The organism is Cytophagaceae bacterium ABcell3 (assembly GCA_030913385.1).
Classification (GTDB): Bacteria; Bacteroidota; Bacteroidia; order Cytophagales; family Cytophagaceae; genus ABcell3.
The window spans coordinates 4,271,892-4,288,929 of sequence record CP133159.1 but is presented as its reverse complement, the minus strand read 5'-3'; the positions used below and the strand labels follow the sequence as shown (position 1 = coordinate 4,288,929).

The 17,038-nt window shown below is 39.0% G+C and carries 13 protein-coding genes; 7 read left to right on the top strand and 6 right to left on the bottom strand.

Translation table 11 applies throughout. The features are described 5' to 3' along the window. Nucleotides 1-5 precede the first annotated feature (5 nt). Complete coding sequence (locus tag RCC89_17420) at nt 6-548, bottom strand: hypothetical protein (GenBank protein ID WMJ74928.1); 543 nt, start codon at nt 546-548, stop codon at nt 6-8. 281 nt (nt 549-829) lie between these two features. Here RCC89_17420 and RCC89_17415 point away from each other — a divergent pair, with 281 nt between their 5' ends. Then, nucleotides 830-3,100 (top strand): aconitate hydratase, encoded by a 2,271-nt coding sequence (locus RCC89_17415; protein ID WMJ74927.1) that lies wholly within the window; start codon nt 830-832, stop codon nt 3,098-3,100. 49 nt (nt 3,101-3,149) lie between these two features. On the opposite strand, the gene RCC89_17410 is transcribed toward RCC89_17415, so the two are convergent. Then, nucleotides 3,150-4,058, bottom strand: a complete 909-nt coding sequence (locus tag RCC89_17410; protein WMJ74926.1) for a DUF58 domain-containing protein — start codon at nt 4,056-4,058, stop codon at nt 3,150-3,152. A 200-nt stretch (nt 4,059-4,258) separates the two neighbouring features. Between RCC89_17410 and RCC89_17405 the strand changes: the two genes are divergently transcribed. The 3 genes from RCC89_17405 (at nt 4,259) to cas6 (ending at nt 6,793) form a co-directional block, all read left to right on the top strand. Then, on the top strand, nt 4,259-4,597 hold the full coding sequence (locus RCC89_17405) for a DUF3276 family protein (protein ID WMJ74925.1): 339 nt from the start codon (nt 4,259-4,261) through the stop codon (nt 4,595-4,597). A gap of 217 nt (nt 4,598-4,814) precedes the next feature. Next, a complete protein-coding gene (gene ychF, locus RCC89_17400) occupies nt 4,815-5,912 on the top strand; it encodes a redox-regulated ATPase YchF (GenBank protein ID WMJ74924.1) in 1,098 nt (365 codons plus the stop codon). Nucleotides 5,913-6,001: 89 nt separating this feature from the next. Next, a complete protein-coding gene (gene cas6, locus RCC89_17395) occupies nt 6,002-6,793 on the top strand; it encodes a CRISPR-associated endoribonuclease Cas6 (GenBank protein ID WMJ74923.1) in 792 nt (263 codons plus the stop codon). A gap of 28 nt (nt 6,794-6,821) precedes the next feature. On the opposite strand, the gene RCC89_17390 is transcribed toward cas6, so the two are convergent. Both RCC89_17390 and RCC89_17385 read right to left on the bottom strand, forming a co-directional pair. Then, nucleotides 6,822-8,177, bottom strand: a complete 1,356-nt coding sequence (locus tag RCC89_17390) for a DUF5103 domain-containing protein (GenBank protein WMJ74922.1) — start codon at nt 8,175-8,177, stop codon at nt 6,822-6,824. Then, on the bottom strand, nt 8,122-10,041 hold the full coding sequence (locus tag RCC89_17385; GenBank protein WMJ74921.1) for an ABC-F family ATP-binding cassette domain-containing protein: 1,920 nt from the start codon (nt 10,039-10,041) through the stop codon (nt 8,122-8,124). The genes RCC89_17390 and RCC89_17385 overlap by 56 nt, the downstream gene beginning before the upstream one ends. Nucleotides 10,042-10,277: 236 nt before the next feature. On the opposite strand from RCC89_17385, the gene RCC89_17380 reads away from it, so the two are divergent. Further along, a complete protein-coding gene (locus RCC89_17380; GenBank protein ID WMJ74920.1) occupies nt 10,278-10,766 on the top strand; it encodes a dCMP deaminase family protein in 489 nt (162 codons plus the stop codon). A gap of 19 nt (nt 10,767-10,785) precedes the next feature. After that, nucleotides 10,786-12,177 (top strand): magnesium transporter, encoded by a 1,392-nt coding sequence (gene mgtE / locus RCC89_17375; GenBank protein ID WMJ74919.1) that lies wholly within the window; start codon nt 10,786-10,788, stop codon nt 12,175-12,177. 53 nt (nt 12,178-12,230) lie between these two features. Here the strand turns inward: mgtE and murB are convergent, their stop codons facing one another. Together murB and RCC89_17365 are read right to left on the bottom strand one after the other, a co-directional pair. Continuing rightward, on the bottom strand, nt 12,231-13,247 hold the full coding sequence (murB, locus tag RCC89_17370; GenBank protein WMJ74918.1) for a UDP-N-acetylmuramate dehydrogenase: 1,017 nt from the start codon (nt 13,245-13,247) through the stop codon (nt 12,231-12,233). A gap of 2 nt (nt 13,248-13,249) precedes the next feature. Continuing rightward, nucleotides 13,250-15,097: a sodium:solute symporter family protein gene (locus RCC89_17365; GenBank protein ID WMJ74917.1), complete on the bottom strand. Its 1,848-nt coding sequence runs from the start codon at nt 15,095-15,097 to the stop codon at nt 13,250-13,252. 685 nt (nt 15,098-15,782) lie between these two features. Between RCC89_17365 and RCC89_17360 the strand changes: the two genes are divergently transcribed. Then, nucleotides 15,783-17,006 (top strand): c-type cytochrome, encoded by a 1,224-nt coding sequence (locus tag RCC89_17360; GenBank protein ID WMJ74916.1) that lies wholly within the window; start codon nt 15,783-15,785, stop codon nt 17,004-17,006. Nucleotides 17,007-17,038: the final 32 nt, after the last annotated feature.

Here is a 17,038-nt window from a genome sequence, read left to right as displayed (position 1 = left end):
AATGATTAGAAGCGACCTCTTCCATCAAATGTGAGGTTGAAAGAATCTCCTTGACGACAATCAGTGCAATTAAGAAAAAGTATGTAAGTTGAGCCTTTATTTAAGTTAATATCATCGTTAAATGGATTAGACTCATCACACACTTGAGGGTTATACGAGTTCTTTCTTGTCGTGGATGCACCCGTATTGCTACAAATCATGTTTAAAGCCCCATTGCAGGCTAGTTCTATTTTGTTTTCACAGTTGTCAGTGAGTTCATAAATCACCCAATCCCAATTGGTTCCATCGGTACCTTCTATGTTAAATGAAAGAGAACTGTTTTTTGAAGCGGTAAACTGATACCAGAAGGGGTATTTTTCTCCTTTAACCAGACAGCTAGGGCTGTTTTCCCCAGCCAGGTCATTTACTTGTCCACGGTCAATTTTGTCAACACTTTCAGAAATCGAAGATTTATTTTCTAGAATGATGGGGCTGTTGCAGTCTTTTCCCTTGGCATTTTGGGCGTAAAGCAAAGTTTGGGGGGCGAAAGCAAGTAAAAATATTGCCATCCAAAAAAGCCTATTGCTCCTTTGTCTCTGTTTATTAATGCAATATGAACCTGTTTCTGGATGTTGCATAATCTATGCTTTGGTTAATTTTATTTTACTTTTCTTCTTACGCAGTATTACTGAAAGGGGTTTTCGGTGCTTTTATCAGGCGAGTAATTTTTTGTTTGTTTTTTGCATTCCAAAGGCTCATTGTTGAAAAATATTTTATTATTTAATTCTTTTTGTAACTTTGCTTTTTTAGCAGAATTTTATAAATATTTCACAAAACCCCCTTTTACAATATGGCTTTTGATATTGATATGATCAGGGCTGTGTATTCGCGTATTGGTGAACGCGTGGAAGCAGCCAGAAAAATTGTGGGCAGACCTTTGACTCTGACAGAAAAGATTCTTTATTCTCACCTATATGCCGGAAACCCTTCCGAAGGTTATGAAAGAGGAAAGTCTTATGTTGAGTTTTCGCCAGACAGGGTGGCTATGCAAGATGCTACTGCACAAATGGCTTTGCTTCAGTTTATGTCAGCTGGGAAACCTCAAGTAGCGGTTCCTTCTACTGTGCACTGTGACCACCTTATTCAGGCAGAGTCAGGTGCAAAAAAAGACCTTGAAACTGCAAACAGTGTAAACAAGGAAGTGTATGACTTTCTTGCTTCTGTAAGTAATAAATATGGAATTGGCTTCTGGAAGCCAGGTGCGGGTATTATTCACCAAGTAGTTCTAGAAAACTATGCTTTCCCTGGTGGAATGATGATCGGTACTGACTCTCATACTCCAAATGCCGGTGGCTTGGGTATGGTTGCTATTGGTGTTGGTGGTGCTGATGCAGTAGATGTTATGGCTGGAATGCCTTGGGAGCTTAAGTTTCCTAAGCTTATCGGTGTAAAATTAACAGGAAAGCAGAACGGTTGGACTTCTGCTAAAGATGTGATACTTAAAGTGGCTGGTATACTTACCGTTAGTGGTGGTACTGGTGCTATTGTTGAGTATTTTGGGGAAGGTGCTGAGAACTTGTCATGTACAGGTAAAGCGACTATTTGTAACATGGGTGCTGAAATCGGGGCTACTACTTCGGTATTTGCTTATGACAACAGCATGAAAAAATACCTAGAGTCTACTTCTAGGGCTGATGTGGCAGCCGAAGCAGAAAAAGCTTCTGCAAATCTTCGTGCTGATGATGAAGTATATGCCAACCCTGACAAATATTTTGACCAACTGATTGAAATTGACCTTTCTGAGCTTGAGCCTCATGTAAATGGCCCTTTCACGCCAGATGCCGCTTGGCCAATTTCTGAATTCAGTAAAGCTGTTAAAGAAAAAGGCTGGCCTGCTAAGCTTGATGTTGGCCTAATCGGCTCTTGTACAAACTCTTCTTATGAAGATATTACTAGGGCTGCTTCTGTAGCTAAACAAGCTTCTGAGAAAAAGCTTAAGGTAAAATCTGAATATACCGTTACTCCAGGCTCTGAAATGGTTAGGTTCACTACCGAAAGAGACGGATTATTAGAGGTTTTTGATCAAATTGGAGGTGTAGTACTTGCCAATGCTTGTGGGCCTTGTATTGGCCAGTGGGCAAGACATACAGATGATCCTAATCGTAAAAACTCCATCATTACCTCATTTAACAGAAACTTTGCAAAAAGAAATGATGGTAACCCTAATACCCACGCTTTTGTAGCATCTCCTGAAATTGTAACTGCTTTCTCTATTGCAGGTGACCTTACCTTCAATCCTCTTAAGGATAAACTGGTAAATGAAAATGGTGAGGAAGTTATGCTTGATGAACCTAAAGGTGTAGAATTGCCTACGAAAGGGTTTGCTGTAGAAGATGCTGGTTATCAAGATCCGGCTGAAGATGGTAGTGGGGTAGAGGTGATTGTTAATCCTGACTCTAAGAGGTTACAGCTTCTTGAGCCTTTCTCTCCTTGGGATGGCGCTGACCTGAAAGGTATGAAGCTTCTTATTAAAGCTAAAGGAAAATGTACTACTGACCATATTTCTATGGCTGGTCCTTGGCTTAAGTTTAGAGGTCACTTAGATAATATCTCCAACAACATGTTGATCGGTGCCGTTAACTACTTTAACGAGAGCACAAACTCGGTTAAAAACCAATTGACTGGCGAAACAGGTGAGGTTCCTGCTACTGCGAGAGCTTATAAAGCAGCAGGTATAGGTTCTGTGGTTGTAGGTGATAACAATTATGGTGAAGGTTCTTCCAGAGAGCATGCCGCTATGGAGCCTCGTCATTTAGGTGTTAGGGCAATTATTGTTAAGTCATTTGCTAGGATCCATGAAACAAACCTTAAGAAGCAAGGTATGCTTGCTTTGACTTTTGCTGATCCGGCTGATTATGACAAAGTTCAAGAAGATGATACTATCGACATCGTTGGATTGACTTCTTTTGCTCCTGGTAAGCCGTTAACAGTAGTGCTTAACCATAAAGATGGTTCTAAAGACGAAATTACTGTAACCCATACCTATAACAAAGGACAAATCGAGTGGTTTAAAGCTGGTTCCGCGCTTAACTTAATTAAGATGCAGGAAAAAGGAGCTTAATCCTTAAAATTGTATAAATAAAAAAGCCCCTGTTTTTCAGGGGCTTTTTTTATGCTTTCATTTTTTGTCTTTTAATCAAATAGGAGAGGAGTACCTGGTCAAAGCCTTCCCTAATGTCAGCAGGTATAAAATCAATTTTATATTGTCCGCACTTTAGCTTCAACTCTTCATAATATGCTTTAATAGCTTTTTGATAATGCTCCCTTACCTGTGAGGGCTGTACTTTGAGTTTCTCGCCTGTTTCTATATCCGTAAACTCATAGGGCCTGTCATCAAAATTGAATCGCTCCTCTGTTTCAGAGTCTTTTACATGAAAGAGCAGCACTTCGTGCTTATTGTGCTTTAAGTGTTGAAGGGCAGAAAACAGTTCATCCTGATTTTCGCTGTTGTCAAACATGTCGCTAAAGATTATAACCAAAGACCTTCTGCTGAGTTTATCGGCAATATGGTGCAAATTTTGGGCTACAGAAGAAGTTTTACCCTTAGGTTTGCTGCTCAAGAGGTTTTCCAATTGCAAAAATAAAGAGTGCACATGCCCAGGTTTTGATTTGATAGCGGTCTGAAGCTCTATTTCATTGGAAAATGTGGTTATTCCGACCGCATCCCGTTGTCTTTGAAGTATATATGAGAGACATGCTGCTGCCATTATGCTAAAAGTTAGCTTGCCTGCATCTTTTTCTGGATAGTACATGGAGGAAGAAGTGTCTATTAAAAGCATGCACCGTAGGTTCGTCTCTTCTTCATACCTTTTGGTGTATAGGCGGTCGGTTCTTCCATACACTTTCCAGTCAATGTGCCTGGTACTTTCACCTGTGTTGTAAAGACGATGCTCGGCAAACTCTACCGAAAACCCGTGGTAAGGAGACTTGTGCAAGCCTGTAATGAAGCCTTCTACCATTTGCCGGGCTAGAAGTTCTATATTGCCTGTTTTTTTGATTTCAGAAAAAGATATTTTCATTAAACAGTTTTAAAAGTTTTGTAGTTATTGTTGATTAATTTTATGATTTTATTTCTGAACTTTCAATGATTTTTATAATCTTTATGTTCAAGAAAAGAAGAATTAAATGAATGTAATTTTTTTTGTCAATAAAAACTTTTTTCTTTGAAACTACAATTAATTAATATAAATTTACTTTACTAAACAAAAATTATAGGACTGTGGAAGAGAATAAAGATCAAGAAAAAGTAGAAATTTACTCACAGAGGGTCAGAGCTGGAAAAAGAACGTATTTTTTTGACATTAAGTCTACCCGTTCAAATGATTACTACTTAACCATCACTGAAAGTAAAAGAAGGTTTAAGGAAGATGGGTATTTTTATGAAAAACATAAGATCTTTTTATATAAGGAAGACTTTAATAAGTTCCTTGAAGCCCTGAACCAAACAGTTGAACATGTTAAGACTGAGTTACTTCCTGATGTAGACTTTTCTCAGTTTGACAAAGGGCCAGAGAAGACTGAAGGAAGCGATGATGATGATGAACTGAAATGGGACTAATCTAAAAGCTAATATTTTGAACAAAAAAGCTTCTGGAAACCGGAAGCTTTTTTGTTTTTATTACATTCCTGCGATTTTTTGTTCCGTCCGTTATATCTTTGCACTTTTAACCCGGGATTATATAAAGTCTTAGTACATTTTCCGGTTTTGAGGAAGTTTCTTAGTAAATTTTGATTGTTTGAGGAATTTTTCTGCCTAAATAAGTTTTTTATACCTAATGGGATTACAATGTGGAATAGTAGGGTTGCCCAATGTAGGCAAGTCTACCTTGTTTAATGCTTTATCTAATGCTAAAGCCGAAGCGGCTAACTACCCTTTTTGCACTATTGAACCAAATGTGGGTGTTATCACTGTGCCTGACGAGCGGCTTGACATACTCGAAAAAATTGTAAAGCCTCAAAAGGTTATACCTGCTGTAATTGAGTTTGTTGATATTGCCGGTCTGGTAAAAGGCGCTAGTAAAGGGGAGGGCTTAGGCAATAAATTTCTAGCCAATATTAGAGAGGTAGATGCCATTGTGCATGTTATCCGTTGCTTTGAAGATGAAAATGTAACGCATGTTGCTGGCAAGGTTGACCCTGTCGCAGACAAGGAGATTATTGATACAGAACTTCAGTTAAAAGATTTGGAGTCTGTGGAGAAAAAAATCCAAAGGGCGGAAAAAATGGCTAAATCTGGCGATGCAAAAGCCAGAAAAGAGGTAGAAATCCTAAAAAAATATAAGGATCATTTTGAGGGTGGAAATAGTGCCCGGACTATTGATCTTGATGAGGAATCGCAAAAAGTAGTTGCAGACTTACATTTGTTGACTGCCAAACCTGTGATTTATGTAGCCAATGTAGAGGAGTCTTCCGTAAACACTGGTAACAAATATGTAGAGGAACTAAAAGCTTCAGTGGCAGATGAAAATGCAGAGGTTATAATTGTATCTGCTTCGATAGAGGCGCAGATTGCTGAGCTGACAGATCCTGAAGATAAAGCCATGTTCTTAGATGAGTACGGTCTTAAAGAATCAGGGCTCTCTAAACTGATCAAGTCTTCGTTTAGGATTTTAAACCTTATTACATATTTTACAGCCGGTGAAACCGAGGTTAGGGCTTGGACTATCAAAAGAGGGTGGAAGGCGCCTCAGGCAGCTGGGGTGATTCATACCGATTTCGAAAAAGGCTTTATCAAAGCTGAAGTGTTGAAACTTGAGGATTATCAACAGTATGGATCTGAACATGCTTGTAAAGAGGCTGGTAAGATGTCTATAGAAGGTAAAGAATACATCGTAAAAGATGGTGATATTATGCATTTCAGGTTTAATGTCTGAAACATTTTCTGCTTTTAGGCAGTTAACTCATTAAGTTGATTTTTAAAGAGTAAAAAGAATTTATTAACTTTTTCTAAAATTTTTAAGAATTGAGGGTAAGAATCATATTCGGTCTGACAAATAAAGGAGCTACAGTTCCTTTTCATCATCAGTTTCTGCTTGCGAACCTGATCCAATCTCTTGTTGACAGAACTGGCGGGAAATACCAAAACTTCAATATGTTTAATTTTTCCGGCCTAAAAGGACAAACAAAGGTTGGTAAAGAGGGATTGCATTTTTATTCCAATAAGGTAACACTCGTGTTGTCAAGCCCTGAGGAGGAGTTTATACGAAGTTTTGTTGATGTTTTGTTCAAACAACCTCAGGTGGAAATCGGCAAGCTTCTCTTGGTTCCGCTCAATGTAGAAACGGAGGCAGCTCCTGATTTAAGTTCGGGAGAGGTGAAGTATATTTGTATTTCTCCATTGGTGATTATCAATCCCCTTCCTGAAGGGGCTGACGCTAAAAAGTTTATTAGCCCATTAATGGATGTTTTTTCAGATATGCTTTACGAAAGCACCATGTTCAGGATGGAGAAATCAGGAATGTTTACTACGGAAGAAATCGCTTCTTTTTATAAGTTCCAGGTATTGCCTGATAAAAACTACTTGTCTAAAATTAAAGAGGAGGAGAAAAAGTTTGCCAGGATTTTTCCTGTATTCCATAATAGGGAGAAGTATGAAGTCCGGGGATACACGTTCCCTTTTACTTTATATGCTGATCCTAAAGTACAGCAATTTGTTTGGGATTGTGGTTTGGGGATCTTTACTTACAAAGGTTTCGGAATGGTGGATCTTGCCAATGCCGATCCTAACCAAAGAACAATTCCTTATGAATTTTGATTAGGACCGGGATTAGTTTAGATAATTATTAAAGTTCGTTAAAGTTGATGTTTTTATACCCTATGAGCTGATCACTTCTGAATCCCATAGGGCGATAGTATACTAATACCTCATAATGATTTTGGGTCAGGCTATGAGAACCTTCAAAAAAGGTATCATCGCGCTGGCCCTCTTCGATTAAGGTGTACATGTAATTGTAAAAACCTTGCTTAAGCAATGCTTTTCCTCTATACTGCTTTTTGTCTTCGTCGTAAACCAATTTGAACTCCTCTTTAGGCTGCCAGTCATTCATACCGCCTACTACATACACATTTCCTTCACGTGGATAAGGGTAGTTTAAGGCAAAATTTACATATACATAATCAGGTTCAATCTTCGTTCCCTGCGTTTCATGGTGCTGGGTGTAAAACTTGCCGTCAGCGTCTTCATATTGGCCATAAGCCCTTTTTGCCCTGCTTTGGTCTCTAAGAAGTGAAACTTCTATGGGTGTCGTCTTTAAATCAATTTTGTCTATGTGCTGTTGGGCATATTGGGTGCTTCTTATGTCAAACATCCTGAATTCATTGCCCCCAGGGAAATTGTTCTCTCCACTAAAGAATGAATAGTCTAGACTTTTCTCAAACTCGCGCACATATAATGGCTTTAACCCAGTAATCATGTTGTCCCAACGGTGGTTTTGCCTGATTACTACTTTTATTTCATCCGTTGGGTTTATCAGTTCTAGTCCACTATAATTGATCTTGAAGTCAACCTGTTGGTGAGAGTCCCGTTTTTTGGTCACATTTGAAAACTGGACTTTAGGTGCTATAGAAAGTTGATCTTCAAAAACGATAAACCTACGAGTTAAAACTAAATCATCGGGGTTGTCTTCGTCATATACTACCAAGAGGTAATTGCCACTAACTTTTACCTTAGGTACTTTAAAAGAGTAATGGACAAAAGGAATTCGGGTGTTAAAAGAGAACTTCCTTTCAGTAATTAGGTATTCGTTATAATCGCTGAGGTACTGCATTTCTGGAAGGTCCGATACCTCCCAATTAGCGTCGCAGTTAATAATCTTTACCGCATAGTTTTGTGCATCGTCTGTTAGTTCATCAAAGTGTAATATTAAAGGGGTACTTTTTTTTAATGAAATAACCGGCGGTTGGATCATGTCATGAATTTGCCCTGTATGGGGGAAAAGCATGACAGTCCGCACGTTTTTGTTATATATATGGTCTTCTGTTACTAAAGCAGGCTTAGAACTGCTTGAGCTGTTGCCCGACTGACTGTGGCCACCTGGTACACATGCTTGCATTAGCATTATTAGCCCTAAACATAGTTTGATATTATGCCTCCAAGCTATCAATTTGTTCTGCCAGTTGCTCCCACTTATGATTTTCATTGTCAAGTTCTTTTTTCAGTTGTTCGTATTTCTGTGTGTGCTCTGCCAAAATATCTGGGTTGCCGAATACTTTGGGGTCTGCTAATTTCTCTTCTATGTCTGCCTTTTTCTGTTCAAGTTCAGCTATTAATGCTTCACATTTAGACAAGTCGTTTTGTACAGATTTAAGCTCTTTGTCTTTTCCGTTAGATGATGCTGTACTAGGTTTAGGCTTACTTTTCTCCTGGACCACTTGTGGTTCACTTTCCGGAAGTGCTTTTCTCTCTGCCTCTCTTTTCTGCATCCAAGTAGAAAATTCATTGAAAGAGCCGGGATATTCCTTTAAAACTTGGTCTTCTATAAACCATATTTTATTGGCCACTTGAGAGATGAAGTGCCTATCGTGAGAAATAACGACATAAGAGCCTTCGTATTGTTCAAGTGCTTGAATAAGAATGTTTACTGATTGGATGTCCAAGTGGTTGGTAGGCTCATCCAAAAGCAGGAAGTTAGCTTCTGATACTAAAGTTTTTGCCAAGGCTACCCGCGATTTTTCACCACCTGATAATATTTTGATTTTTTTGAAAACATCATCACCGGAAAAAAGGAAACACCCCAGTATGCTACGTAGCTCTGTTTCGCTTTTGGCAGTTCCCATGGTTTTAAGCTCATCCAAAATGGTTGACTCAAGGTCTAAAGCCTCTAGTTGGTGCTGTGCAAAAAAGCTTGTAATGACATTATACCCCTCAGAACGTTTTCCTTGGATGTCTTCATCGCCAGCTATAATTCGTAGCATGGTAGATTTACCTTTTCCGTTTGCCCCAACAAGCGCTATTTTGTCACCTCTTTCAATGCTTATATTGGTGTCTTTGAGAATGACATTTTCGCCATATTTTTTCCCAAGGTCTTTGAACTCATAAAGGATTTTTCCTGGCTGCGTGTTGAAGTTAAAACGAAAATGGACTTTTGCGTTTTCGTCAATGACATCTTCGATCATGTCCATTTTTTCTAAAGCTTTTACCCTTGACTGTACCTGGCGTGCCTTGGATGCTTTAGCTTTAAACCGTTCTATAAACCGTTCGGTCTGTTTTATTTTTGACTGTTGGTTTTCATAAGCGTTTTTCTGGATTTCAGAGCGTAGGGCTTTTTCTTCCAGATAGAAGGAGTAATTTCCTGCATAAACATTTAAGCTTTGCTGTGTTACCTCTACAATTGTTTTGACAGTATTGTCCAAAAACTGTCTGTCGTGCGAGACTACTATAACAGCTCCTTCATATTTCTCCAGATATTGTTCTACCCATTGAATAGATGGTAAGTCTAAGTGGTTGGTAGGCTCATCCAGCATGAGTATGCTTGGTTTCATAAGAAGTAGCTTGGCCAGCATAACCCGCATTCTCCAACCACCGGAAAATGTTCTGAGAGGCTTTTTTAAGTCGTTTGTGCTGAATCCGAGCCCTTCTAGGATTTCCTCGGCTTTAGACTGAATGGTATAGCCATCTAGGGCCTCAAACTCTTCTTGATATTTAGCTAGTTTTTCTACTAACTCATCTTTGTAGTCCTTTTCCATTTCAAGAAGAACCTTGTCAATCTTTGATTGCAACTCTAGTTCGCGCTCAAAAGCTTGCATGGCCACTAGCAAAATGCTATCGTCCGTCTGGTAGGAGAGTAGATCTTGGTTTAGAAAGCCAATGGAGCAATCGTTGCTTTTGGTGATCTCGCCACTGTCTGGAGTATAGTCACCGGTAATTAGTTTTAGAAGTGTTGACTTGCCAGTACCATTTGCCCCTATTAAACCTATTTTGTCTTTAGGTTTAATATGAAGAGAAACATTTTCGTATAATGGTCTGCTGCCAAAGTAAAATGATAAGTCGGATATTGAAAGCATAGTGCAAAATTAACCCTTAATAAGAAAAAAACTTACCTTTCTGTAAGATACTTTTATGGTATGTACAACATTCAGATGATTTTATTAATTCGTTGTTGATCGGAATCATGCAAACTTCCTATTTTATAGCTGGAAAAGTTAACACCTTTTAACATATTCATACATTTATTCTAAAAAAGAACTTATATAGGGTGAAAAATATTTTCTACCTTTGAAGTGGAATAATTACAAAACAAATGAAAAAGCCGGCCTTTGAAGATATTTTTATGGAATTGGCTGTGAACTTGGCCCGTAGATCACACTGCATCAAAAAGCATGTAGGAGCGGTCTTGACCAAAGATACCAGGATTATTTCTATAGGCTACAACGGACCTCCTGCTGGCACGCACAATTGTGATGAAGAATGGCCAGAAAAAGGTTGCGCTAAAGATATGAAGGGAAGTTGCTCCCTGGCATTGCACGCTGAAGAAAACGCTATAGTGTATGCAATGAAAAATGGGTTCTCAATTGAGAATTGTACACTTTATATCACCTTGTCTCCGTGCCTTTCCTGTGCCAGGTTAATTTATAGTGCAGGTGTTGAGCATGTTATTTTTCTAGAGTCTTATGCGCATTATAAAGGTATAGGGGTGGATGAAGGAGTGGAATTTTTAAGAAAATTTGGTGTTAAGGTAGAGCAGTACAAAGGCGAGCTTCTTAAAACCTTGCCTGGAGAACCACTGTAATTTATAATCAGTCAGTTGGATGCAATTATCGGATAGAGAAGAAGAAAAGAAACTTAATCTTATACGAGATATTTTTCAGGCAGGCGATGAGGATAAACTCAGAGATCACTTGCAAGATACTCCTGTGGTAGAAATTGCTGACTTTGTCCGCGAATTAGATCTTGATGATACTGTCAAGGTTATTAATATGCTGGATGAGGAAAAAAAAGGCTGGCTTTTTACCGAGTTTGATGAGGACCAACTTTATGAGCTGTTTGTCCATATTGACAAAAAAGAGTTTGCCGAGATTTTTTCTCAAATGTCTTCAGATACCCGGGCTGACTTTTACCAGTACCTGGATAAAGATGAACAGATAATTTTACTTCCCTATCTTGAGAAAAAGATCAGGGAAGACGTGATCTCCTTAAGTGCATATCCACCCGAAACGGCAGGGGGGATTATGAATACAGACTTTGCCACTGTTCTGATTAGCATGTCTGTTAAGGAAGCTATTTCTAAGATCAGAAAAGATGCCCCTTCAAAAAAAATGCTCTACTATGTTTATGTAGTAGACCACCATCGTCGTATGCTGGGCTTTGTAACCCTTAAGGATTTGATTCTTGCAGACCCTGAAGATACGGTAAAGGAGGTTTTGCATGACAACTTTATTTTTGCCAGGGTTGATGAAGACCGGGAATCTGTGGCAGGTAAGATCGAGAAATATGACCTTGTGGCTATACCTGTGCTGAACCCTGCTGAGCAATTGGTGGGAATTGTTAGCCACGATGACGCAATTGATGTTATTCGTGCCGAGCATACAGAAGACTTGGAAAAATTTATGGGTATTATTCATACCAGAGATGAAGTTGGGTATTTAGATACGAATGCTTTTGAGCATTTCAAAAGAAGGGTAGTGTGGGTAACCGGGCTGGCTTTTGTAGGCATTATTTCTGGCGTGATACTGCATTCTTATGAAGGGGCTTTGGAGCAGCTTATGATATTGGCCTTGTACCTGCCTATGCTGGCGGATACGGGCGGAAACTCTGGTAGCCAAGCTGCAACTGTAGTGGTTCGTGCATTGGCCCTAAATCAAATAAGTGTAAAAAATTGGTTTATGATCCTTTTTAAGGAGGCCAAGATTGCTATACTTTTGGCCTTGTGTTTAGGGGCTTTGGCTTATTTAAAAGTCCTTTTCCTGTCTTGGGAAACTGACATACCTGATGGCTATAACCTGTACAATATAGCCCTTATCATTTCTTTGGCTTTAAGTTTGCAGGTAATTACAGCGACTGTTATTGGCGCCAGTTTACCAATGATTGTGAAGCGGTTTGGTGGCGACCCTGCCGTAGCTGCAAGTCCGGCTATTACTACTGTGGTGGACATTACAGGGCTTTTAATTTATTTTACCATGGCCACTACCTTTCTTTTGTAAAGCTACCAGTCCATAGGGCACTGCATGTCCTTGCATAAGGGTGTAAGCAGGTCTTAAATAATATTTACTTCCGGCTCTAGGTTAATATTGAACTTTTCTTTTACCGATGCTTGAATGTCTTTGGAAAGCTGCACTATATCAATGCCTTTGCCGCCTCCATAGTTGACAAGTACCAGTGCTTGTTTTTTGTGCACTCCTATATTGCCAAAGGTTTTCCCTTTCCACCCACACTTTTCTATGAGCCATCCCGCAGGCACTTTAACCAAGCTCGGACTTACAGGGTAGCTTACGATGTCATGAAACTGTTTTTTTAACTGCTGAAATTGAACCAATGGTATTTCAGGGTTTTTAAAGAAGCTTCCGGCGTTTCCAATTTCCTTGGGGTCTGGCAATTTACTTTGTCTTATATGGATTATTGCATTGCTGACATCTTTGATGGTAGGGTTTGCGATGTTCATTGCTTTTAAAGTGTCCGAAATAGCCCCATACGAGACATTGATCAGGGGATTTTTGCTTAACCGGAGGGAGACGTGTGTAATGATGTATCTTCCCTTGAACTCTTTTTTAAAGATGCTGTTGCGGTATCCAAAACAACACTCCTCAGGGGTAAACTCTTTGGTTTCACCTGTCAAAGCGTCAACGGCTTTGAGGCTTTCAAAGATATCTTTTATTTCGACTCCATAGGCACCAATATTTTGCATAGGGGAGGCCCCTACGGTTCCAGGTATTAGGGATAGGTTTTCTATGCCTCCATACCCTTTCTCTACGCAATATAAAACAAGGTTATGCCATATTTCACCGGCTCCTGCCGTAAGAATGACCTTGTCGCCTTCTTCCTTATTTATTGCGATACCTTTAATGTTGTTTTTTAATACCAGGCCTTTGAAATCTTGAGTAAAAAGGACGTTGCTTCCGCCTCCCAATATTAGCTTATTGTTGTCTTTGTAAATCGGACTTCCTATAATTTCCTTAAGCTGTTCGACAGAATGGAAAGTGGTATAGAAATCAGCATATGCTTCAATTCCAAATGTATTAAGCTCGTGTAAGGAATATTTTTTTTCAATGTTCATTTTTAATCTTCAAAGATTTTAATCTTCCGTGAGAGGATCGTTAATACAGTCAAAGAAACTATAATAACTATTAATAATGGCCAAACCTCATCCCATTGTTGAAATATCATTCGGCCTATAATAAATAATATGGAGTAGCAGAAAAGTATGGCTGATAGCCAGCAAACTACTAAATAACTTAGCGCATGCTTCTCTTGCTTTTTGTTCAAAATCTTTTCTACAGGTTTCCAGGCTCCCATAGGCCTGATTTTTTCATAGAAAGTTTTTAAAACAGCCATGTCTGTAGGCTTTGTCAAATAAGTTACCAAAAGCCATCCCAAAGTAGTTGTTCCCAATATGAGGAAAAAGCTTTGTGGGTGTGTGGAGTAATTTGTCACAAAGTTAGCCATTCCCGAACCAGGTTCAATAGCTCCTGTAGTTACAAAATGTGCTAATAGCCTTATAATAGCTAAAATAAATAGCGGGATGATCGTTGCCGCAAGCTCGCTCCAGGCATTAACACGCCACCAGTACCACCTTAGAATGAGCACAAGACCTAAGCCAGCTCCTCCTTCAATAATAAAAAGCCATACCCCAGAAATAGTTTCAATAAAGCCCGTGATTATTAAAGCGACCAGCATAATGAAAACCGTTGCCAACCGGCTAATAAACAAATAGTTTTTGTTAGCCGAAGCATCTGAAGAGAAATCTGTTTCTGCCGAAATAAAGCGGCTGTAAAAGTCTTTGACAAGATAGCTGGCACCCCAGTTCAATTGGGTAGAAATCGTGCTCATGTATGCTGCAAGGAAGGCAGCTAACAAAAGCCCTTTGAGGCCTGCAGGTAAAAAGTCGCGCATGGCCATTACATATCCCAATCGTTTGCTGTCTTCGTCTAATTCAGGATACAATATAAGGGCGGATAGTCCCACCAGTATCCACGGCCATGGTCTTATGCAATAATGGGCAATCTGAAAAAAGAAAGTAGATATAATGGCATGTTTTTCATTTTTAGTACTAAGCATCCTTTGCGCTATATAGCCACCGCCCCCGGGCTCTGCGCCAGGGTACCAGCTTGCCCACCATTGCATACCTGCCATGGCAAGAAAGGCTCCTAATGATAGGGTGAATACCTCTACTGTATCTTGAACATTTGTTTCGGTACCAATACGTGGAAAAAAGTTCAAAGCAGCAGGGGCGATTTCTTCTAACTGTTCTTTTAAGCCAGTTGTACCACCTATTTGCTCCGAACTTACCACCAAAACTGCTAATATAATAGTGCCAGCCATTGCTATAAAGAATTGAAAAAAGTCATTGATCGCTACACCTAATAAACCTGAAAGGCTTGAGTAAACCATCGTGACTACCATAGCTCCCCCTACATACAATAAAGCCGTTTCATCGGGAATATGAAAAAACACCTGAAGGATGGCCATTAAAGCAAGGTTGACCCAACCTATAATAAGGCTGTTCATGAAAAGCCCAAGATAAATGGCTTTAAGGCCTCTTAAAAAAGCAGCTTCTTTGCCTGAATACCTTAGTTCAATAAACTCCACATCGGTAAGGATGCCCGAGCGCCTCCATAGTTTTGCAAAAAAGAAGGTCGTGAGCATGCCTCCAGCTAAAAATGACCACCATACCCAGTTGCCAGCTATGCCATCTTGGGCGACCAGTTCTGTTACAGCTAGAGGGGTGTCTGCAGCAAAAGTAGTTGCTACCATAGAAACGCCTGCAATCCACCAAGGTAGGTTTCTGCCTCCTAGAAAGAAGGCCGCCAAGCCTTTGCTCGCCCTGCCTGTAAAGTAAACACCTATACCAAAAGAAATAAAAAGAAAGACTATTATGACAGCCCAATCAGAAAAAGCAAGTTCCATAAATAAAAGTAAAACGGTGAAAAAAACACACCATTGGTCTTTTTAACACAGATTAAAGAATAAGGTTGTAAAAATCTTAATCAGCTCAACAGAATTTAGTAAAAACTCCTGTCTGAGCATTTTTTTAGGAAAATAAAGGTTTTTGAGCGTCTTTTTCAAAAATATTTAATGTTTTCATAAAGTATCTAATAAATGGTATTTGAATAAGTTTTTTGGAAGCATTTTTTTACCGTTTTTTTTTCTGTTTGTTTGAAATTTTTTAGCAGATTTATGTATTAATTATGTAAGTTTTACAGTAATAATACATGGAATTTGTTGTTGGTAGGCCACCTATATTGGCAAGTATGGCCATGTTTAATTTTTTTTGTTCCTATAAATACATTGAATAGTACAATATTTTATTATGATAACTATCAAGTTGGGCTGTGATATGTTATAAAACTTCTATTGAGATATATCATTGCGTGTAATTTAAAATAATTCTAAATAGCGCCTATAAAGTTTTTTATATAAGTTAAGTGTTTGTTTTATAAGTTGTTGCGATTTGTTTTTAAAGGTAGGTATCTTTTAGCATAAAATTGCCTCAAAAAGATATTTGAATAATACGGTTCGCATATTAGATTTGTGCGTCTTTTAGAGACAGTCCAGAAAAATTCAGATAAAATTTAACTCTAACATGTCCTTAGTGAGAACATTAAATCGTTTCGCGAATCTTTCAATTGCATTTTTACTGGTATTATTTATCTCTTTTTCCACTGTAGCTGATGAAATACCAGATGATCCTGGTGTAATCAGTGCAGGGCAAGCGTTATTTAATTCCAACTGTAAGCAGTGTCACAATTTTGAAAGATCTGGTGTTGGCCCGAACCTCAGAGATTCACATGAGAGATGGGAGCTTCCTAATTTGATTGCTTTTATAAGAGCTCCTCAAAGATACATCGAGACAGCCAACGACCCTTATGCAAAGCAATTATATGAAGAGTATAGGCAGTATATGCCTAATCATGCGTTTTCAGATGATGAGATCATCTCTATTATTGCTTTCATCAAGCATAGAAGTGAAGAGGTACCTGAAGAAGCAGCAGGTGCTGATCCTGCGTCTGTTCAAGTGTCAGCACATGAAGATACGCAGCAGAACTTGTTGATCATGATTTTGGTGGTTATCACGCTTGTGTTGGTACTCATCTTACTTTTTGTATTCCTTTCTGTAATCAGAAAATTCCTTAAAGATAAAGAAGACCAATTAGAGCCAGAAGACAAAGATCTTGTACATCAGAGGTTTGATGTTGGTAAGGTTCTTAAAAGTAAAGGCTTTATAGGTATCTTGTCAGTAGTTTTTGTGGTATTCCTTGTAAGAGGATGCTGGATGGGAATGATGGCTGCTGGTGTGGATCAAGGCTATGCACCTGTTCAACCTATTCCTTTTTCACATGCGCTTCATGCTGGCGAGTATGGTATTGATTGTAATTACTGTCATACGGGTGCTGTAAAAGGCAAGCAAGCTGGTATTCCATCATTGAATATATGTATGAACTGTCATGGTCAGATTAAATCTGGACCTGAGTTCGGTGAAGAGGCAATCGCTACCTTGGTCAACGCTTATGAAGAAAACAGACCTATTCAGTGGGTAAGGGTTCATAACCTTCCTGATTTGGCTTATTTCAACCACTCACAGCACGTTGATGTTGGTGGTATCAAGTGCCAAACTTGTCATGGCCCTATAGAGGAGATGGAAGTTGTTTACCAATATTCTCCATTAACCATGGGATGGTGCATCAACTGTCATAGGGAAACCGAAGTGAACGGAGCAGACAATGCATATTATGACAGACTAATCCAGGTTCATAATAAGCAAAACTTTACAGTGGCAGAGATTGGTGGTTTGGATTGTGCAAGATGCCATTATTAATATCAAAAAAATTCGTTTAAGAGCCTATTTCA

Bases quoted from the DNA above. Each gene is read 5' to 3' on its own strand.
- RCC89_17390 (WMJ74922.1), bottom strand. From the start codon at position 8,177: ATGAAAATCATAAGTGGGAGCAACTGGCAGAACAAATTGATAGCTTGG.
- murB (WMJ74918.1), bottom strand. From the start codon at position 13,247: ATGAACATTGAAAAAAAATATTCCTTACACGAGCTTAATACATTTGGA.
- ychF (WMJ74924.1), top strand. From the start codon at position 4,815: ATGGGATTACAATGTGGAATAGTAGGGTTGCCCAATGTAGGCAAGTCT.
- mgtE (WMJ74919.1), top strand. From the start codon at position 10,786: ATGCAATTATCGGATAGAGAAGAAGAAAAGAAACTTAATCTTATACGA.
- RCC89_17410 (WMJ74926.1), bottom strand. From the start codon at position 4,058: ATGAAAATATCTTTTTCTGAAATCAAAAAAACAGGCAATATAGAACTT.
- RCC89_17385 (WMJ74921.1), bottom strand. From the start codon at position 10,041: ATGCTTTCAATATCCGACTTATCATTTTACTTTGGCAGCAGACCATTA.
- RCC89_17365 (WMJ74917.1), bottom strand. From the start codon at position 15,097: ATGGAACTTGCTTTTTCTGATTGGGCTGTCATAATAGTCTTTCTTTTT.
- RCC89_17380 (WMJ74920.1), top strand. From the start codon at position 10,278: ATGAAAAAGCCGGCCTTTGAAGATATTTTTATGGAATTGGCTGTGAAC.
- RCC89_17415 (WMJ74927.1), top strand. From the start codon at position 830: ATGGCTTTTGATATTGATATGATCAGGGCTGTGTATTCGCGTATTGGT.
- RCC89_17420 (WMJ74928.1), bottom strand. From the start codon at position 548: ATGGCAATATTTTTACTTGCTTTCGCCCCCCAAACTTTGCTTTACGCC.